Genomic DNA, 16,212 nt, shown 5'->3' on the forward strand with positions numbered 1-16,212 from the left:
ATGAGCGTCATATACTGGGGAACAGATAGACGTTTGTTGGAGGTACGATTATGACTGTTTATCATTTTGTTGGAATAAAAGGGACAGGTATGAGCCCGCTTGCTCAAATCCTGCATGATACGGGGTATCAGGTGCAGGGATCGGATATCGAGAAGCAGATTTTCACTCAGGCTGCCCTTGAAAAAAGAAACATCCCGATCTATCCGTTCAGCGCCGATAACATCAAACCCGGCTTAACGGTAATCGCCGGAAACGCATTTCCTGATTCTCATCCGGAAATCGCAAAGGCGCTCGATGAAGGGATTCCTGTCATCAGATATCATAAATTTTTAGCTGAATATATGAAAAAATACACAAGTGTCGCGGTAACGGGCGCACACGGCAAGACGTCCACAACGGGCCTCTTGGCACACGTGATGCAGCAGGCGAAGCCGACTTCGTTTCTTATCGGGGACGGAACGGGCAGAGGAAATGAAAGCAGCGAATACTTTGTATTTGAAGCTTGCGAGTACCGCCGTCATTTCTTAAGCTATCAGCCTGATTATGCGATTATGACGAATATTGATTTTGACCACCCTGATTATTTCGCCAACATTGACGATGTGTTTGATGCTTTCCAAAACATGGCGCTTCAAGTCAACAAAGGCATCATTGCCTGCGGTGATGACGAGTACCTGCCGAAAATTCACGCCAATGTGCCTGTCGTTTATTACGGCACGGGAGAAGAAAACGATTTTCAAGCGAGAAACATCGTAAAAAATACGGAAGGCACGACATTTGACGTCTTTGTCCGCAATACGTTTTACGATACGTTCTACATCCCGGCATACGGCCATCATAATGTCCTCAATTCCTTAGCGGTCATTGCGCTCTGCCACTATGAAGAGATAGACGTGAACATGATTAAGCTCGGACTTGAATCATTCGGCGGCGTCAAACGCAGATTCAATGAAAAAGTGATCGGCAGCCAGGTACTGATCGACGACTACGCCCACCATCCGACTGAAATCAAAGTCACGATTGAGGCGGCGCGCCAAAAATATCCCGAACGTGAAATCATCGCGGTATTTCAGCCGCATACGTTTACACGGACGCAATCATTCCTGGATGAATTCGCAGAAAGCTTAAGCGCGGCCGACCGCGTGTATCTGTGCGACATTTTCGGCTCTGCCCGTGAGAACGTCGGCAAGCTCACGATCACGGATCTTCAGGAAAAAATCGATAACGCAGAACTCATTGAAGAAAATGACACTTCCGTGTTAAAAGCGCATGAAGGCGCAGTACTGATCTTCATGGGCGCCGGAGACATTCAAAAATATATGAGGGCCTATGAAAACGTCATAGCGTAACGAAAAAGCAGTGGGGCTCTCACTGCTTTTTTGCGCGTGCTGCAAAGGGATTTACCGATAAACGGAGAAATAGTATACATACAGACCTTTCATATATGTTTATCATTTTAAGAATTGGGTATATACCACTATATCCTGCATTAAGGAGGTATTAGATGATCATCATTCTTTACTTAAGCGTCGCACTCATTGCCGTTGCATTTCTCATCCTCGTCATCTATCTGTCCAAAACATTAAAGTCCGTGCAGATGACTTTAACAAACGTAGCCTCGACTTTAGACGGCCTTGAAGGGCAGATGAAAGGCATTACCGCAGAGACAGCCGAGCTGTTACATAAGACAAACCGTCTCGCGGAAGACATTCAGGAAAAATCAGAGAAATTAAATACGGTTGTCCATGCTGTCCAGGAAGTGGGAACTTCCGTCCAGCAGTTTAATACATCCATAAAGCAGGCAGCAGGTTCCGTTACGGCCTCTGTAAGAGAGAATCAGGACAAGATCAGTCAGGTTGTCACCTGGAGCCAGGCCGCTATGGAAATATGGGACAAGTGGAAGCAAAAGAAAAAAACATCGCTTTAATCATAAGAAAAATCCACTAAGGAGGAATCATAATGAGCAAAGATGGAATCAATAGTAAGGATTTTTTAATCGGAACGCTGATCGGGGGAATTATCGGCGCGACAACGGCGCTGTTTCTGGCGCCTAAATCAGGTAAGGAGCTGCGCGACGATCTCGGCAGTCAGGCTTCTGCGTTAAAGGATAAGACGGACAGAATGACGGCCGACGCGAAAGAAAAAGGCTCTCAATATGTCAGCATCGCCAAGGACAAAACATCTAATATCACCCAGCTGGTAGCTGATCAGTCAGGTCAGATTATGAATAAAGTGAAGGATTTAAAAGACCGTTCTAAGAGCACACTAACCGAGAAAGCCGAAGAGACGAGAAGCGAAATGCAGGACACGGCCCAAAGCATCAAGGCCGAAGCGGAAGACGCCGGGGAAAAAGCCGGTCAGGCAAATCGCTGATCTTCAATAAGGAGAGATAACCGACATGACAAAACAGCTGATATCGTCTGAAGAAGAGTTTAAAAATGCCGCTGAGAAAGAAAACACGCTCGTGTTTTTAAAACACAGCACAACCTGCCCGATCAGCCAAGCCGCGTTTCAGGAGTTTGACGCCTTTGCATCGGAGCATTCAGAAGTACCTTCTTATTACCTGCATGTGCAGGACAGCCGGCCGCTTTCAAACTATATCGCCGAGGCATACGGCGTGAAACATGAAAGCCCGCAAGTATTCGTTATTACAAACGGCGAAGTGAAATGGCACGCGTCTCATTCACAAATCACAAAAAACGCAATAGAGCAGCACCTTTCATAATTGCTGGCCGCCGGTTGATACCGGCGGTTTTTTTTTGAAAAAAACTATTGATCATTTCAGCCGGATCATGTAGGATATCAATATATACTGCTTCAACGCATAAAAGCTTAAAAGCGTTTTTGTGATAAAGTAGAATGTGAAAAAATTTATTATTTCATATTCCTATTTTCGCATAACTGTAGTAAGATGCATGTTAACCATTAAAATAAAACATAGCATAGAAGGGATGAAAAAGATGAGCAACAAGGAATTAGAGAGTCTAAGACAGCAAGCAGACGCACTAAACTTAGAAATCCTTAAATTAATCAATGAACGCGGAGCCGTTGTAAAAGAAATCGGTAAAGCAAAGGAAGCACAGGGTGTCAACCGATTTGACCCTGTCAGAGAGCGTACAATGCTTAACCGCATTATTGAAAGCAATGACGGCCCATTTGAAAACTCAACGATCCAGCATATTTTCAAAGAAATTTTCAAAGCCGGACTTGAACTTCAAGAAGAGGATCACAGCAAAGCGTTGCTCGTCTCCCGGAAGAAAAAAGCAGAAGATACGATCGTTGACATTAAAGGTGAAAAAATCGGTGACGGCGATCAGAGATTCATCGTCGGACCTTGTGCCGTAGAAAGCTATGAGCAGGTTGCCGAAGTCGCGGCCGCAGCGAAAAAACAAGGCATTAAAATCCTGCGCGGGGGCGCGTTTAAACCCCGCACAAGTCCGTATGATTTCCAAGGTCTCGGCGTAGAAGGCCTGCAAATTCTTAAACGCGTCGCTGATGAATATGACCTCGCGGTGATCAGTGAAATCGTAACGCCCGCCCACATTGAGCAAGCGATTGATTACATTGACGTCATTCAGATCGGCGCGCGGAACATGCAAAACTTTGAATTGCTGAAAGCCGCCGGTTCCGTTAAAAAGCCGGTATTGTTAAAACGCGGTCTTGCCGCAACAATTTCAGAGTTCATCAATGCAGCTGAATACATCATGTCACAAGGAAACGACCAAATCATTCTTTGTGAGCGCGGAATCAGAACGTACGAAACGGCAACGAGAAACACACTCGACATTTCTGCCGTGCCGATTTTGAAACAGGAAACTCACTTGCCGGTGTTTGTTGACGTCACACACTCAACAGGCCGCCGCGATCTCCTGCTTCCGACAGCAAAAGCGGCGCTTGCGATCGGCGCTGACGGCGTGATGGCCGAAGTACACCCTGATCCTTCCGTTGCCCTTTCAGACTCTGCGCAGCAGATGGATATCCCTGAATTCGAGAAATGGCTGAACGAATTAAAGCCGATGCTGCAAGTAAAAGCATAATACAACGTTCCGCTCTTTAAAGGCCGCCTCGCGCGGCTTTTTTTTCGTATCTTCATTTTATTTAATTATAAAATGAAAGTGAACGTTTTCATCATTGGGAAAAACGTGTATAATTTCATGAGAGATATTTAAATTTGATGAATAATGAAAAATAATGTACACTACTGACTTACGCTTACAATCATAAACGACAGAATGCGAAATCGTACGACATTTCTTTACATAAAGTGTTTATGCTATAGATAAGGATAAGTGTATCCAGTAAAAGGAGTGGTTTCAGTGAGCAACATTACGATATACGATGTGGCCAGAGAAGCAAATGTCAGTATGGCGACTGTTTCCCGCGTCGTGAACGGCAACCCGAATGTAAAACCGACGACCAGAAAAAAAGTATTGGAAGCCATTGACCGGCTCGGCTACCGCCCGAACGCGGTGGCAAGAGGGCTTGCAAGCAAAAAAACGACAACGGTCGGCGTCATCATCCCTGATATCTCAAGCATTTTCTACTCGGAACTTGCGCGTGGAATTGAAGATATCGCGACGATGTACAAATATAATATTATTTTAAGCAACTCGGATCAAAATCTTGAGAAAGAACTGCATCTGTTAAATACGATGCTCGGCAAACAAGTGGACGGTATCGTATTTATGGGCGGCAACATTACGGACGAGCATGTCGAAGAATTTAAGCGCTCTCCTGTGCCGATCGTCTTGGCTGCATCAGTGGAAGAACAGGGCGAGACGCCTTCTGTCGCCATTGATTATGAACAGGCGATTTATGATGCCGTTAAGCTTTTCATTGATAAAGGGCATCGCGATATTGCATTCGTCTCCGGACCGATGCAAGAGCCGATCAACCGTTCGAAAAAACTGCAAGGGTACAAACGGGCGCTTGAAGAAGCGGCGATTCCGTTTAACGAGCAATTCGTAGCGGAAGGCGATTACACTTATGATTCCGGTATGGAGGCGCTTCAAAGCTTGATGGGCCTTGACCGGAAACCGACGGCGATTCTTTCTGCGACGGATGAAATGGCCCTCGGCATTATCCATGCGGCCCAAGATCAAGGTCTTTCGATACCTGATGATCTTGATATTATCGGTTTTGACAATACGAGATTGAGCCTGATGGTCCGCCCTCAGCTTTCAACAGTCGTGCAGCCTACGTACGATATCGGCGCCGTGGCGATGAGACTTTTGACAAAACTGATGAACAAAGAGCCGGTTGAAGAGCATATCGTCGAATTGCCTCACCGCATCGAATTAAGACAATCAACCAAGTCATAAAAAAACGGAAAAGCAAGCTTCACTCTGAGGGGTGGAATCTTGCTTTTTTACTTGAGTAAGGAGAAGATATGAAACGTTTTGATTATCTGACGCCCGTTGGCTTTATGTTAGGCTGTATTATTGTCGCAATCGGTATTCTGTCAGGGACGGGACTGGCGGGAATCAGTTCATTTTTGGATCTGACTTCTTTTTTAATCGTCACAGGCGGCCTTGCCGCGGCGGTCTTTATCAGCTTTCCGCCGAGGGATTTAAAGAAAACCCCTTCTGTTCTGAAACAGGTATTCTCCCGTCAGGATGACAATGTGAAAGAGCTTGTCAGAGTATTTGTCAGCCTTTCGGAGCAGGCGCGCAGGCAGGGGCTGCTGTCTCTGGATGACCAGGCGCGGGAGATCAAGGATCCGTTTTTAAAAAAAGGGCTTTTGCTTGCGATTGACGGCTGGGACGAGGAAACGATCCGGCTGGTGATGGATTCTGAGATCGCCGCAATGGAAGAAAGACACAGAAAAGGAAGACGCGTTTTTGAAAAAGCCGGTGATTTCGCACCCGCCTGGGGAATGATCGGGACGCTCGTCGGACTCGTTCTCATGCTCAAAAACTTAAATGACCCGCATACCCTCGGACCGAACATGGCCGTTGCGCTATTGACGACGCTGTACGGAGCGCTGCTTGCCAATTTGGTGTTTATCCCAATCGCGGCAAAGCTTGAAGAAAAAACGGAAAGTGAAATTTTCATCAAACAGGTCATGATCGAAGGGGTTGTCGGCATCCAATCGGGCAAAAATCCCCGCAACCTCGAAAGTCAGCTCGTCGTCTTCAGCTCAAGAGAAGACTGGCGTAAAGGACAGCCTGCGAACAAGAAAAAGGGCGCTGTCCATGAAGCTTAGAAAAGAGCGTTTTGAAAGAAGAAACAAACCGGAACATTCCGGCGGTTCACCGAGATGGATGGTGACGTTCGCTGACTTGATCACGCTCATTCTCGTGTTCTTTATCTTGCTTTTTTCGATGTCGCAAATAGACGCGGAAAAATTTCAATCTGCCGTTTCATCGATTCATACATACGGCAGCGGGGGTGAACCGGCGTCATCAGACAAAGCAAACGAAAATAAAGAACAGGATTTGCTGTTACAAAACGTAAAGACATACATAAAAGCGCATCATTTGAGTTCCAAATTGACGGCGAAGCGCGATGAGCGCGGAGTGGTTCTTGTGCTGCAGGAGGCCGTTCTGTTTCAGACGGGAAAAGCGGATGTGCTGAAAAACGCCGAGCCGGTTCTGCATCAGATCGCGGTGCTTTTAAAAACAATTCCGAATGACATACAGGTAGAAGGCCATACGGACAGCCGCCGGATTTCCACCTATCAATTCCCGTCGAACTGGGAGCTGTCGTCTGCAAGAGCGGCGAGTGTGATCCGGTATTTTACCGCGAATGAAGACTTTTCCGCCAAACGGTTTATCTCTGCCGGGTATGCGGATACGAAACCTGTGAAGGACAACAAAAGTCCCGGACATATGAAAGAAAACCGCCGTGTAGAAATTGTGATCAAAAAAACGACCTCCTCATAAGGTCGTTTTTTATTTTGTTTTATACCGCTGCTCAGACCGGATGGCAAAAAGTGCTTTTTCCACGGTTTGGGCATTTTTTTCTGAAATTTCTTCTTTGCGTGGAATCGGAGGATATAATTGTTCAGGATCACTCCAAAAAGCGGGCAGCGTGCAGGGGGAATGCTTCTGCCATTTATCAATCCATTTCTGCGGTATGCGCTCCCCGGGATCAATCCCTTTCATCTCAAGCCAAATGCGGCTCCATGCTCTCGGGACGACTCTCCAAATATCGTATCCGCCGCCGCCGACCGCGATCCATCTGCCGCTGCAATATTGATGGGCTAATGAATGAGCGAGCCGCGGGATCTCCTGATAAATGGAGATTGTATTGGACAGGTGTGTCAATGGGTCGTAATAATGGGCGTCCGCACCGTTTTGGGTAAGAATTACATCCGGCTTAAAAAAAGCCGCAATTTCAGAGGCGGCCGTTTTGTAAGCGTGGAGAAAGGAATCGTCCTCTGTAAAAGCGTCCAGCGGAATGTTAAAAGAATAGCCGTAGCCTTGTCCGCTTCCTTTTTCCAGTACCTGCCCCGTCCCGGGAAATAAATAACGCCCGGTCTCGTGAAAAGAAACAGTGCAGACATCAGACCTGTCGTAAAACGTAAATTGAACGCCGTCGCCGTGGTGGGCGTCTGTATCAATGTATAACACTTTTGCCCCGTAGTTCTTCTGGATGTATTGGATGGCCACGGCGCTGTCATTATAGATACAAAAGCCTGACGCCCTGCCGCGGAAGCCGTGGTGAAGGCCTCCTCCTAAATTGCAGGCATGCCTGGCTTGTCCCGTCATGACATAATCTGCCGCCGTTAAGGTGCCGCCCACCAGAAGCGACGCAGCTTCATGCATGCCGGCAAAAACGGGGGTGTCTTCCGTTCCGAGACCGTAGCTTTCTCCTTCTGCGGCAGGGAGCCGGCCCGCACCCGCAAGTTCCACCGCCTGTATATAATCCTCCGTATGAACGAGAGCCAGCTCTTCTTTAGTGGCCGTGCGCGGTGTGACGATGTCTCCATCGTCAAACGCGTCCGCCGCCTGAAGCAGATCGTATGTTAAAAGCACGCGCTGCTGATTGAACGGATGATCCTGATGAAATTGATACGTCTGATAAGAAGGCGAGTAAACAAAAACGCTGTCTCTCATGGCTGATCCCTCAAATGTTTCGGCCATAAGACATTGTATCCGGCTTCATGAACGGCACGGATAAAAGGGAGCGGATTCATCGTCTTTACCCGGAAGACGAGAATGTTCGACCCGGCGGAATCATGGGGATAGACGAGCACACTCAGGATTTGCAGCTGAAGATCACGGCACATGCAGCTGAGATCAGCAAGGCTTTTTGTCATATCCGTCACCAGGATTTCCACCTGTGATCCCGGCTGGGCCGCGCCTGTCAGGCTGACGAAAGTCCGGAGCACGTCGGTTTTCGTTAAAATGCCCGTCAGCTTATGATTTACCGTAATCGGCAGACAGCCGATGCCGTGCTCATAAAAGGAAGCGGATATTTCTTCCACAAAGTCAAGCGGATGGGCGCAGATGACATTCCGCTTCATAATGGTCTCCACTTTGTTTGTCAGAAACGCGCCGCGTTCCTTTTGTTCGAAGCTGCCGGGGCCGGCCTGTTTAATGTCTCTGTCTGTGACAATACCGGTGACGTGCAGCTCGTCGTCGATGACAGGGAGATGGCGGATATGATATACCTTCATTTTACGGACGGCTGTTTCAATGGAGTCGTGTTTTGAGACGGTGATGACGTCCCGTTTCATGATTTGTTCTGCAATCATCTTTTTATCCCCTTTGTATGTCAGTCAATACATAAACCGCTGATAAAAACGAAGCCTGTCGAACTGTTCAATTGACTCCTGACTGACGTGCCTGCCGATGCGGGCCATCAGACAATTGGCCGGATGAGAGCTGATTTCCGGTTCATCCGTTGCAAACCAGACAAGACCCCCGGCATTCATCATCTTTTCCATGATCTTTCTGTATTCCCACACATCTTTTTTCATTCCTTTTAAATCCCAATGCCAGTAATATTCCGTCGTCATGATGATGTAGCGTTCCATCTGTTCATCCATCATGCTGACTGTCAGCAACGTTTTTCCGACAGAACAGCCCCTGTAGCCGGGAGCGACCTCGATCGCCCCGAGCTCAAGGAGATCTTCCATATTGCCGTCAGACCACCGTTCAAGCGGATCAGGATATAAATACGTCACATAGCCGATAATCGTCTGTCCGTCCCTGGCGATAATGATCCGACCTTCAGGAAGCCCGGCGATCTCGATTAACGCTTTGTGCTGTTCATGAGGAAGGCGAAAGGCTGTCAGGCCTTCATGAAACTCATACTGTGCTAGGTCCTTTGGAGGAACGGGCCCTTCTACCAATAGAGGGCCGGCTGCTGTCTGAATTGATGAAGAATGGTACGTTTTATGATGTTTCACTGATTCACCGCCTGTCGGTTCTTAATAAAAACACATCTCTCTTAAGCATAACAAAATATAAAGCGTTTTCAATAGTGTTGTAATTTATATTTTAAAAATTGAGAAAACTGTGAACATCTACTATAATTAGTCTATAGATAAGCAAAGGGGGATGTTGCATGAATTTGAAAGCGTTGCCGGCGGAAAAGGGGAATTATCATCTGCGAAATTATGAGGAAACGTACCGCAGCTTCGATTGGAAAGAGGTCGAAGCGGAGTTTTCCTGGCATCAGACGGGGAAGCTGAATGCGGCGTACGAAGCAATTGACCGTCATGCCGAATCATTTCGAAAAAACAAAGTAGCGCTGTATTACAAGGACGCAAATCGGAATGAAAAATACACATTTAAAGAAATGATGGAGGAATCGAACCGGGCGGGAAATGTACTGAGACGGTATGGAAACGTGGAAAAAGGGGACCGCGTTTTTATTTTCATGCCGCGTTCGCCGGAGCTTTACTTTATCATGCTCGGCGCAATTAAAATCGGTGCGATCGCCGGCCCTTTATTTGAAGCGTTTATGGAAGGCGCCGTCAAAGACCGCCTGTTGAACAGCCAGGCAAAGGTTGTCGTGACGACACCTGAACTGGCCGAACGGATTCCGGCGGACAGCCTGCCCGACCTCGAGCATATTTTCATTGTCGGCGGCAGCAAAGAAGCGGGAGATAAAATCATTCATTATGATAAAGCGGCTGAGGGAGAAAGCACGAGACTTGATATTGAATGGATGGACAGAAGAGACGGCTACCTGCTTCACTACACATCAGGATCTACCGGAACGCCCAAAGGTGTGCTCCACGTTCATGAAGCCATGATTCAGCAATACCAGACCGGCAAGTGGGTGCTTGATCTTAAAGAAGACGATATTTATTGGTGCACTGCGGACCCGGGCTGGGTGACCGGGACGGTGTACGGGATATTTGCGCCGTGGCTGAACGGAGCGGCGAATGTGATCGTCGGCGGCAGATTCAGTCCGGAAAACTGGTACGGCACGATTGAGAAGCTCGGTGTCAGCGTCTGGTACAGCGCTCCGACGGCTTTCAGAATGCTTATGGGCGCCGGAGATGAAATGGCATCCAAATTTGACCTTACTTCACTTCGTCACGTCCTGAGTGTCGGAGAACCTTTGAACCCCGAGGTCATCAAGTGGGGACATAAAGTATTCGGCAAGCGCATCCACGACACGTGGTGGATGACAGAAACGGGCGGACAGCTCATCTGCAATTATCCTTGCATGGAGATCAAGCCGGGCTCAATGGGGAAACCGATTCCGGGAGTGGAAGCGGCGATCGTTGACAATCAGGGAAATGAGCTTCCGCCGTACCGAATGGGAAATCTCGCCATTAAAAAGGGCTGGCCGTCAATGATGGATTCCATTTGGAACAACAAAGAGAAATATGATTCTTATTTTATGCCGGGCGGCTGGTATGTTTCCGGAGATTCTGCTTATATGGATGAAGACGGTTATTTTTGGTTCCAAGGCAGAGTCGATGATGTCATCATGACATCCGGCGAGCGCGTCGGCCCGTTTGAAGTCGAAAGCAAACTTGTTGAACATCCGGCGATTGCCGAAGCCGGCGTCATCGGAAAGCCGGACCCTGTCCGGGGAGAAATTATTAAAGCGTTTATCGCGCTCAGAGAAGGGCATGAGCCATCCGATCAGCTGAAGGAGGACATTCGCCTCTTTGTAAAACAGGGGCTTGCCGCGCATGCCGCACCGCGGGAAATTGAATTCAAAGATAAACTTCCGAAAACACGGAGCGGAAAAATCATGAGACGTGTGCTGAAGGCATGGGAGCTGAACCTGCCGGCAGGCGACCTGTCAACAATGGAAGATTAAAGACGGCGTTGACATCGTATTTTATTTATGTTAAAAATGAGTAAGCTTCATACGAAAAGGTTTTGATTGAGACAAGTAGGATATCTGATTGTTCCAGAGAGCTGATGGCCGGTGAAAATCAGCACATAAGATATGCCGAATACACTCATGAACCGCTTTTGCGAACAAAGCTATTCCAAGGCTTTCAGTAGTGAAAGAACGGACACGGTCCGTTATCAAAAAGAGTGATAAAAGCTTTTTTATGTTTTTATTAGTAGGGTGGTACCGCGATTATATCGTCCCTTCGTTTTAAACGAAGGGGCGTTTTTTATTTTCATAAACAAAGGAGCAGACAAAATGACTAACTTATTAGAGGATTTATCATTCCGCGGCTTAATCCAGCAAATGACGGATGAAGAAGGACTGAATAAACAGCTGAGCGAAGAAAAAATCCGTTTATACTCAGGGTTTGACCCGACGGCTGACAGCCTGCACATCGGACACCTTCTGCCGATATTGACACTGCGCCGTTTCCAGCTTGCAGGCCACCATCCGATTGCGCTTGTAGGCGGCGCGACGGGACTGATCGGCGATCCGAGCGGAAAAAAAGCGGAGCGTACGTTAAACACTCAGGATATCGTTGTCGAATGGTCGCAAAAAATTAAAAATCAGCTTTCCCGATTTTTAGATTTCGAGGCGGGAGAAAACCCCGCTGTCATAGCGAACAACTTTGATTGGATCGGAAAGCTGAGCATCATTGAATTTCTCCGCGACGTCGGAAAGAACTTCGGAATTAACTACATGCTTGCGAAAGATACTGTAAGCTCAAGAATTGAAACCGGAATTTCTTACACGGAATTCAGCTACATGATCCTGCAATCCTACGATTTTCTGAATCTGTACAGAGAAAAGAACTGCAAACTCCAAATCGGAGGCAGTGACCAGTGGGGCAACATCACGGCCGGTCTTGAACTGATCAGAAAATCAGAAGAAGAAGGGGCGAAAGCTTTCGGTCTTACCATTCCGCTCGTCACAAAAGCTGACGGCACGAAATTCGGCAAAACGGAAGGCGGCGCCATTTGGCTTGATAAAGAAAAAACATCGCCGTACGAATTCTACCAGTTCTGGATCAATACTGATGACCGCGACGTCGTCAAATACTTAAAATACTTTACTTTCTTGTCAAAAGAGGAAATTGAAGCTTATGCTGAAAAAACGGAGACAGCTCCTGAGAAAAGAGAAGCGCAGAAACGTCTCGCTGAAGAGGTGACGGTTCTTGTACACGGCCGTGAAGCGCTTGAGCAGGCCGTTCATATCTCCCAGGCGCTGTTCAGCGGCAATATTAAAGAGCTTTCCGCTCAAGACGTCAAGGTAGGATTTAAAGATGTACCTTCGTTTGAAAAAGACCGCTCTGAAGAACTGTCTTTAGTAGACGTGCTAGTGGAATCTAAATTGTCGCCTTCAAAACGGCAGGCCCGCGAAGACATTCAAAACGGAGCTGTTTACATTAACGGCGAGCGCCAGACGGACATCGGGCATCTTCTGACTGCGGAAGACCGCATTGAAGATCAATTTACCGTACTGCGCCGCGGAAAGAAAAAATACTTCCTGATCACGTACTGAAAATAAAAAGCAGTCCGGCCGCTCCATGCGGCAGGCTGCTTTTTTATGTTTTGTGAATACTGCACGGGGAAATGAGTACAGTACATAGTATAAGCAAAACAGGGAAGGGGTGCTGCGCCGTGAATTTCATGTTTACCATCGCCAAAGAAAGATTGCAGCGGGATCATTGGGAACAGCAGCAAAGCATAAACGCCGAAGCCGAGGAATCAGAGACGGAAGAAGAAAATCCGACATCATAAAGGTAAAGCCTCCATTCTATGGAATGGAGGCTTTTGATTGTCACCATATCAGCCTGACGGCGGCCATCAGCACGACTCCCGTGATGACCGTGATGGATAAGCTTTTTGTCAGCATCGCGCAAAGCAATGTCGGGATGAGAACGATCATTGCTTTCCAATCAAAGGTCAAAGCGCTGTTTGTTTTCACAATCATGCTTTCTGTTACCAGAGCCGTCAAAATGCAAAGCGGAATAAAGGAGAGCCATTTTAAAGCCAATTCAGGCATCTGAATGTTCCGGACAAATATAAACGGAACAATGCGCGGCACAAGTGTAACAATCATGCAGCCGAGTATAATCCAGATCATTTGTGTGCTGATGCTCATTTGTCCGTCACCACCCCGATCGTTGCCACAATCACGGTTGAGACGATGACCGCGATGTGTGACGGGACGAAATACGATAACAAGACCATAAAAATGATCATATAGAGAATTAAGGAAAGGCTGTGCTTCAGCTTTTCCGAAGCGGACGACTGCAATTGCAGCACAAGCAGCGCCGCAAACATAGCAGGCAAAGCAAAGTCCAGGCCGAGAGCGTAAGGATCAGATATCCATTGTCCGAGAAGCCCGCCCATCACGCAGGAAATAACCCAGCACATGTAAGCGGTTATATTGAGGCCGTTCATCCACTTATCGTATAACCTGCCGTTCTGAGCCGCTTTGTTCACCGCTACTCCGAAAGATTCGTCAGTAAGCAGAGCCCCGAAGCCGATATTTTTCGCCAGAGAGTATTTCGTGAAATACGGCGCGATGGTCAGGCTCAGCAGAAGGTGACGCAGATTGACGATAAACGTCGTTAAAATAATGGCGGAAATCGGACTCCCGGAAACAAGGAGCGAGCAAATAATAAATTGGGCGGCGCCGGCATAGACACACAAGGATAACAAACAGATTTCAAGAATGCTTAGATGAGAGGCAACCCCGACGATGCCGAAAGCAAAACCGATGCTCATATAGCCCAGCAGCGTAGGCACACAATCCCGCACCCCCTGTAAAAACGTATCGTTCATTTCCCGGGAAACGGCGGTTTTTTGCACTTCTGTGTTAATCATTTTTTATACTCCTTTCATAGAGATTATAATGATAACGACTAATGAAAAAATCAAAGAAAATACGGTTCACATTTATATGAACCGATTTCCGGTGACGACATGAAATAACGAATGGTTTTGTGTCATCAGGCCTTCAACTTTTTCAGCCCCGACTTCTTTCACAAGCTCCGCGAACATCAGATCGTGCCTCATATATTCCATGGCCACGAGAACGAGAGCGGGATCTTCTGATTTAATGGCCCAGGCATTCGTCTGCGGAGAAAAATTGGCGATTAAGACTTCTTTATTATCTCGGGCAGCTATCGTTAATCTTCCGCCCATCCGTTTCTCCGCCACTTCAGGAGACATATTATGATTTGTCGTATTTCCGAGCTTCACTTCCGGAGGGCCGAACACAATCGAAAAGACGGGCAATTGTTCGGCGGCGCGTTTATTAGCGGCTTCTTGAATAAAGGGAATCTGCTGTTCCCAGACAGACAGCCACAACTCTTCCTCAGCTTTTTCAATCATTTCCTTCATCTCATTGATGACATGATCATTCGTGCTGATGCGGCGGATGACATTCATCTCCTGCTCGCTTTCCAGCGCCAATAACTTTTCCTCAAGATAGCCGAATGAGCTCTCGAAATCGTGCCGGAGCCGATCGATTAATTCCTTTCCGGCCAGCGGGGCATATGTAACCGGATCAGACGGCACAATATGGACAGCGCCTTTATCAACTAATTTCCCCAATACCTCATAGATCATTGAGCGGGGGACGCCTGACCTTTTGCTGATTTCATATCCGGTAACAGGCGAGTGTTTCAACAAGCCGATATATGCTTTACATTCATATTGAGAAAATCCAAACTTCTGTAATTCTTTCAGAACATCGTCCATAAACATCCTCCGTAGTGGTTATTCATGAAACTACTATAATGTAAGCGGTTATATCTTGTCAATGGGACTTGAGTGCTGAAAGAAAGGTTCGCCTGTTTTGTCGCTTTCCAACTTAGTTTATAGTGAGTTACATGTATGGCTTTTGTGAAAAACGTTGCCGTAGACCCACACGAATGCCGTTTGATACGATAAATACAAGAAGTCAAAAAGAGGAGGATCACGGTGGAAAACACCTCTAAAATCGCTTTTTTATCGGTTATAAGCAATTCCCTGGTCGTCATGCTCAAAATAGTGGTGGGGATAATAACCGGATCTGTCGCGATACTTTCGGAAGCCATTCATTCTTTTTTAGATTTGATCGCCGCCTTCATCGCCTTTATCTCCGTCAGGATTTCAAAAAAGCCGGCTGATACAGGGCATCCGTACGGTCATGGAAAAGTCGAGAATCTGTCGGGGACCATCGAGACGATGCTGATTTTTGCGGCAGGGATTTGGATGATATATGAATGCGTTCAAAAACTGGTGAACCCGGCGCCGGTTCATCTGCCCGTATTGGGAATTGTTGTAATGCTTGCGGGGGCTCTCATTAATTTGATCGTTTCGAAGTTCGTAAAAAGAGAAGCCGAAAAGGTTAATTCCGTGGCAATGAAATCGAATGCCCTGCATTTACTGACTGACGTGTACACATCATTAGGCGTAGCGGCAAGCCTTTTGGTCGTTACCTTAACGGAGTGGTACATACTTGATCCCATTATAGGTATGGTGCTGGCGGTCTATATCATATATGAAGCGTTTAAGTTAATGAAAGAAGCATTCCCGCCGCTGATTGATACCCGTTTGTCGGAAGAGGAAGAAAAAACAATTTTAAAGATTATCGAAACATTTCAACAGGAATTTATTGAAATTCACGATTTTCGTACAAGACGCTCCGGCCCCCAGGAGTATATTGATTTTCACCTGGTCGTAGCCTCTCACGTGGCGATTAAAGACGTGCACGACCTGTGTGACCGCATTGAAAGAGATATTACGAATGAATTCAAACAAGCACAGGTAATGATTCACCCCGAGCCGGAGAGCGAGAGGAAGAAATAAATCGATCTTAAGTTTGCGTTTGTTCCCGGCAAAATGCCTGCAAAAGGCCCGTTTCCACGGGTCTTTTTGTTGT

The 16,212-nt window shown here is 47.0% G+C and carries 18 protein-coding genes and 1 other annotated feature; of the genes, 12 read left to right on the forward strand and 6 right to left on the reverse strand.

Going from position 1 to position 16,212, the window contains the following annotated elements:
- The first annotated feature begins 50 nt into the window (after positions 1 to 50).
- The 8 genes from murC to motS all read left to right on the forward strand — a co-directional run bounded on the left by murC (position 51) and on the right by motS (position 6,884).
- Positions 51 to 1,349, forward strand: coding sequence for a UDP-N-acetylmuramate--L-alanine ligase (gene murC / locus C5I45_RS05650; RefSeq protein WP_003152377.1), 1,299 nt, complete (start codon positions 51 to 53; stop codon positions 1,347 to 1,349).
- Positions 1,350 to 1,504: 155 nt separating this feature from the next.
- The gene (locus tag C5I45_RS05655) at positions 1,505 to 1,927 is read left to right on the forward strand and encodes a DUF948 domain-containing protein (protein WP_003152378.1); all 423 of its coding nucleotides are present in this window, start codon (positions 1,505 to 1,507) and stop codon (positions 1,925 to 1,927) included.
- A 32-nt stretch (positions 1,928 to 1,959) separates the two neighbouring features.
- On the forward strand, positions 1,960 to 2,373 hold the full coding sequence (locus tag C5I45_RS05660; RefSeq protein ID WP_003152380.1) for a YtxH domain-containing protein: 414 nt from the start codon (positions 1,960 to 1,962) through the stop codon (positions 2,371 to 2,373).
- Positions 2,374 to 2,398: 25 nt separating this feature from the next.
- Positions 2,399 to 2,725 (forward strand): bacillithiol system redox-active protein YtxJ, encoded by a 327-nt coding sequence (ytxJ, locus tag C5I45_RS05665; RefSeq protein ID WP_003152382.1) that lies wholly within the window; start codon positions 2,399 to 2,401, stop codon positions 2,723 to 2,725.
- A 235-nt stretch (positions 2,726 to 2,960) separates the two neighbouring features.
- Positions 2,961 to 4,037 carry a bifunctional 3-deoxy-7-phosphoheptulonate synthase/chorismate mutase gene (locus tag C5I45_RS05670; protein ID WP_107994267.1) on the forward strand — a complete coding sequence of 359 codons (1,077 nt, stop codon included), beginning with the start codon at positions 2,961 to 2,963 and terminating at the stop codon, positions 4,035 to 4,037.
- 279 nt (positions 4,038 to 4,316) lie between these two features.
- Positions 4,317 to 5,321, forward strand: coding sequence for a catabolite control protein A (gene ccpA, locus C5I45_RS05675; protein WP_003152385.1), 1,005 nt, complete (start codon positions 4,317 to 4,319; stop codon positions 5,319 to 5,321).
- Between the two features lie 68 nt (positions 5,322 to 5,389).
- Entirely contained in the window at positions 5,390 to 6,205 is an 816-nt protein-coding gene (motP, locus tag C5I45_RS05680) for a flagellar motor protein MotP (protein WP_003152386.1), read from the forward strand.
- Entirely contained in the window at positions 6,195 to 6,884 is a 690-nt protein-coding gene (motS, locus tag C5I45_RS05685) for a flagellar motor protein MotS (protein WP_107994268.1), read from the forward strand. The genes motP and motS overlap by 11 nt, the downstream gene beginning before the upstream one ends.
- Positions 6,885 to 6,893: 9 nt before the next feature.
- On the opposite strand, the gene C5I45_RS05690 is transcribed toward motS, so the two are convergent.
- The 3 genes from C5I45_RS05690 to C5I45_RS05700 are packed head-to-tail and all read right to left on the reverse strand — an operon-like array spanning position 6,894 to position 9,358.
- A complete protein-coding gene (locus tag C5I45_RS05690) occupies positions 6,894 to 8,060 on the reverse strand; it encodes an acetoin utilization protein AcuC (RefSeq protein WP_014305595.1) in 1,167 nt (388 codons plus the stop codon).
- Positions 8,057 to 8,701 (reverse strand): acetoin utilization AcuB family protein, encoded by a 645-nt coding sequence (locus C5I45_RS05695; protein WP_003152389.1) that lies wholly within the window; start codon positions 8,699 to 8,701, stop codon positions 8,057 to 8,059. Before C5I45_RS05695 ends, C5I45_RS05690 begins: the two co-directional genes overlap by 4 nt.
- A 24-nt stretch (positions 8,702 to 8,725) precedes the next feature.
- Complete coding sequence (locus C5I45_RS05700; protein WP_003152390.1) at positions 8,726 to 9,358, reverse strand: GNAT family N-acetyltransferase; 633 nt, start codon at positions 9,356 to 9,358, stop codon at positions 8,726 to 8,728.
- Between the two features lie 158 nt (positions 9,359 to 9,516).
- On the opposite strand from C5I45_RS05700, the gene acsA reads away from it, so the two are divergent.
- The 3 genes from acsA to sr7p all read left to right on the forward strand — a co-directional run bounded on the left by acsA (position 9,517) and on the right by sr7p (position 13,076).
- Entirely contained in the window at positions 9,517 to 11,235 is a 1,719-nt protein-coding gene (gene acsA / locus C5I45_RS05705) for an acetate--CoA ligase (RefSeq protein WP_003152391.1), read from the forward strand.
- 53 nt (positions 11,236 to 11,288) lie between these two features.
- Positions 11,289 to 11,521: a binding site (T-box leader), on the forward strand.
- 50 nt (positions 11,522 to 11,571) lie between these two features.
- On the forward strand, positions 11,572 to 12,837 hold the full coding sequence (tyrS, locus tag C5I45_RS05715) for a tyrosine--tRNA ligase (RefSeq protein ID WP_025853300.1): 1,266 nt from the start codon (positions 11,572 to 11,574) through the stop codon (positions 12,835 to 12,837).
- A 119-nt stretch (positions 12,838 to 12,956) separates the two neighbouring features.
- Entirely contained in the window at positions 12,957 to 13,076 is a 120-nt protein-coding gene (gene sr7p, locus C5I45_RS20195) for a small protein SR7P (protein ID WP_003152393.1), read from the forward strand.
- Positions 13,077 to 13,116: 40 nt separating this feature from the next.
- On the opposite strand, the gene C5I45_RS05720 is transcribed toward sr7p, so the two are convergent.
- From C5I45_RS05720 to C5I45_RS05730, 3 genes are all read right to left on the reverse strand, one after another.
- Positions 13,117 to 13,440, reverse strand: a complete 324-nt coding sequence (locus tag C5I45_RS05720) for an AzlD domain-containing protein (protein ID WP_003152394.1) — start codon at positions 13,438 to 13,440, stop codon at positions 13,117 to 13,119.
- On the reverse strand, positions 13,437 to 14,168 hold the full coding sequence (locus C5I45_RS05725; RefSeq protein ID WP_003152395.1) for an AzlC family ABC transporter permease: 732 nt from the start codon (positions 14,166 to 14,168) through the stop codon (positions 13,437 to 13,439). The genes C5I45_RS05720 and C5I45_RS05725 overlap by 4 nt, the downstream gene beginning before the upstream one ends.
- 72 nt (positions 14,169 to 14,240) lie before the next feature.
- Positions 14,241 to 15,047 (reverse strand): TrmB family transcriptional regulator, encoded by an 807-nt coding sequence (locus C5I45_RS05730; RefSeq protein ID WP_024085694.1) that lies wholly within the window; start codon positions 15,045 to 15,047, stop codon positions 14,241 to 14,243.
- Between the two features lie 222 nt (positions 15,048 to 15,269).
- Between C5I45_RS05730 and C5I45_RS05735 the strand changes: the two genes are divergently transcribed.
- On the forward strand, positions 15,270 to 16,139 hold the full coding sequence (locus C5I45_RS05735) for a cation diffusion facilitator family transporter (protein ID WP_003152397.1): 870 nt from the start codon (positions 15,270 to 15,272) through the stop codon (positions 16,137 to 16,139).
- The last annotated feature ends 73 nt before the right edge of the window (positions 16,140 to 16,212 follow it).

The organism is Bacillus sp. ZY-1-1 (assembly GCF_003047165.1).
GTDB lineage: Bacteria > Bacillota > Bacilli > Bacillales > Bacillaceae > Bacillus > Bacillus velezensis.

What these genes read in the sequence shown, in the direction of transcription:
- ytxJ (WP_003152382.1), top strand. Translation starts at nt 2,399, where the DNA reads ATGACAAAACAGCTGATATCGTCTGAAGAAGAGTTTAAAAATGCCGCT.
- motS (WP_107994268.1), top strand. Translation starts at nt 6,195, where the DNA reads ATGAAGCTTAGAAAAGAGCGTTTTGAAAGAAGAAACAAACCGGAACAT.
- C5I45_RS05670 (WP_107994267.1), top strand. Translation starts at nt 2,961, where the DNA reads ATGAGCAACAAGGAATTAGAGAGTCTAAGACAGCAAGCAGACGCACTA.
- motP (WP_003152386.1), top strand. Translation starts at nt 5,390, where the DNA reads ATGAAACGTTTTGATTATCTGACGCCCGTTGGCTTTATGTTAGGCTGT.
- C5I45_RS05725 (WP_003152395.1), bottom strand. Translation starts at nt 14,168, where the DNA reads ATGATTAACACAGAAGTGCAAAAAACCGCCGTTTCCCGGGAAATGAAC.
- murC (WP_003152377.1), top strand. Translation starts at nt 51, where the DNA reads ATGACTGTTTATCATTTTGTTGGAATAAAAGGGACAGGTATGAGCCCG.
- C5I45_RS05695 (WP_003152389.1), bottom strand. Translation starts at nt 8,701, where the DNA reads ATGATTGCAGAACAAATCATGAAACGGGACGTCATCACCGTCTCAAAA.
- C5I45_RS05720 (WP_003152394.1), bottom strand. Translation starts at nt 13,440, where the DNA reads ATGAGCATCAGCACACAAATGATCTGGATTATACTCGGCTGCATGATT.
- tyrS (WP_025853300.1), top strand. Translation starts at nt 11,572, where the DNA reads ATGACTAACTTATTAGAGGATTTATCATTCCGCGGCTTAATCCAGCAA.
- C5I45_RS05655 (WP_003152378.1), top strand. Translation starts at nt 1,505, where the DNA reads ATGATCATCATTCTTTACTTAAGCGTCGCACTCATTGCCGTTGCATTT.
- C5I45_RS05690 (WP_014305595.1), bottom strand. Translation starts at nt 8,060, where the DNA reads ATGAGAGACAGCGTTTTTGTTTACTCGCCTTCTTATCAGACGTATCAA.
- C5I45_RS05730 (WP_024085694.1), bottom strand. Translation starts at nt 15,047, where the DNA reads ATGGACGATGTTCTGAAAGAATTACAGAAGTTTGGATTTTCTCAATAT.
- acsA (WP_003152391.1), top strand. Translation starts at nt 9,517, where the DNA reads ATGAATTTGAAAGCGTTGCCGGCGGAAAAGGGGAATTATCATCTGCGA.
- C5I45_RS05660 (WP_003152380.1), top strand. Translation starts at nt 1,960, where the DNA reads ATGAGCAAAGATGGAATCAATAGTAAGGATTTTTTAATCGGAACGCTG.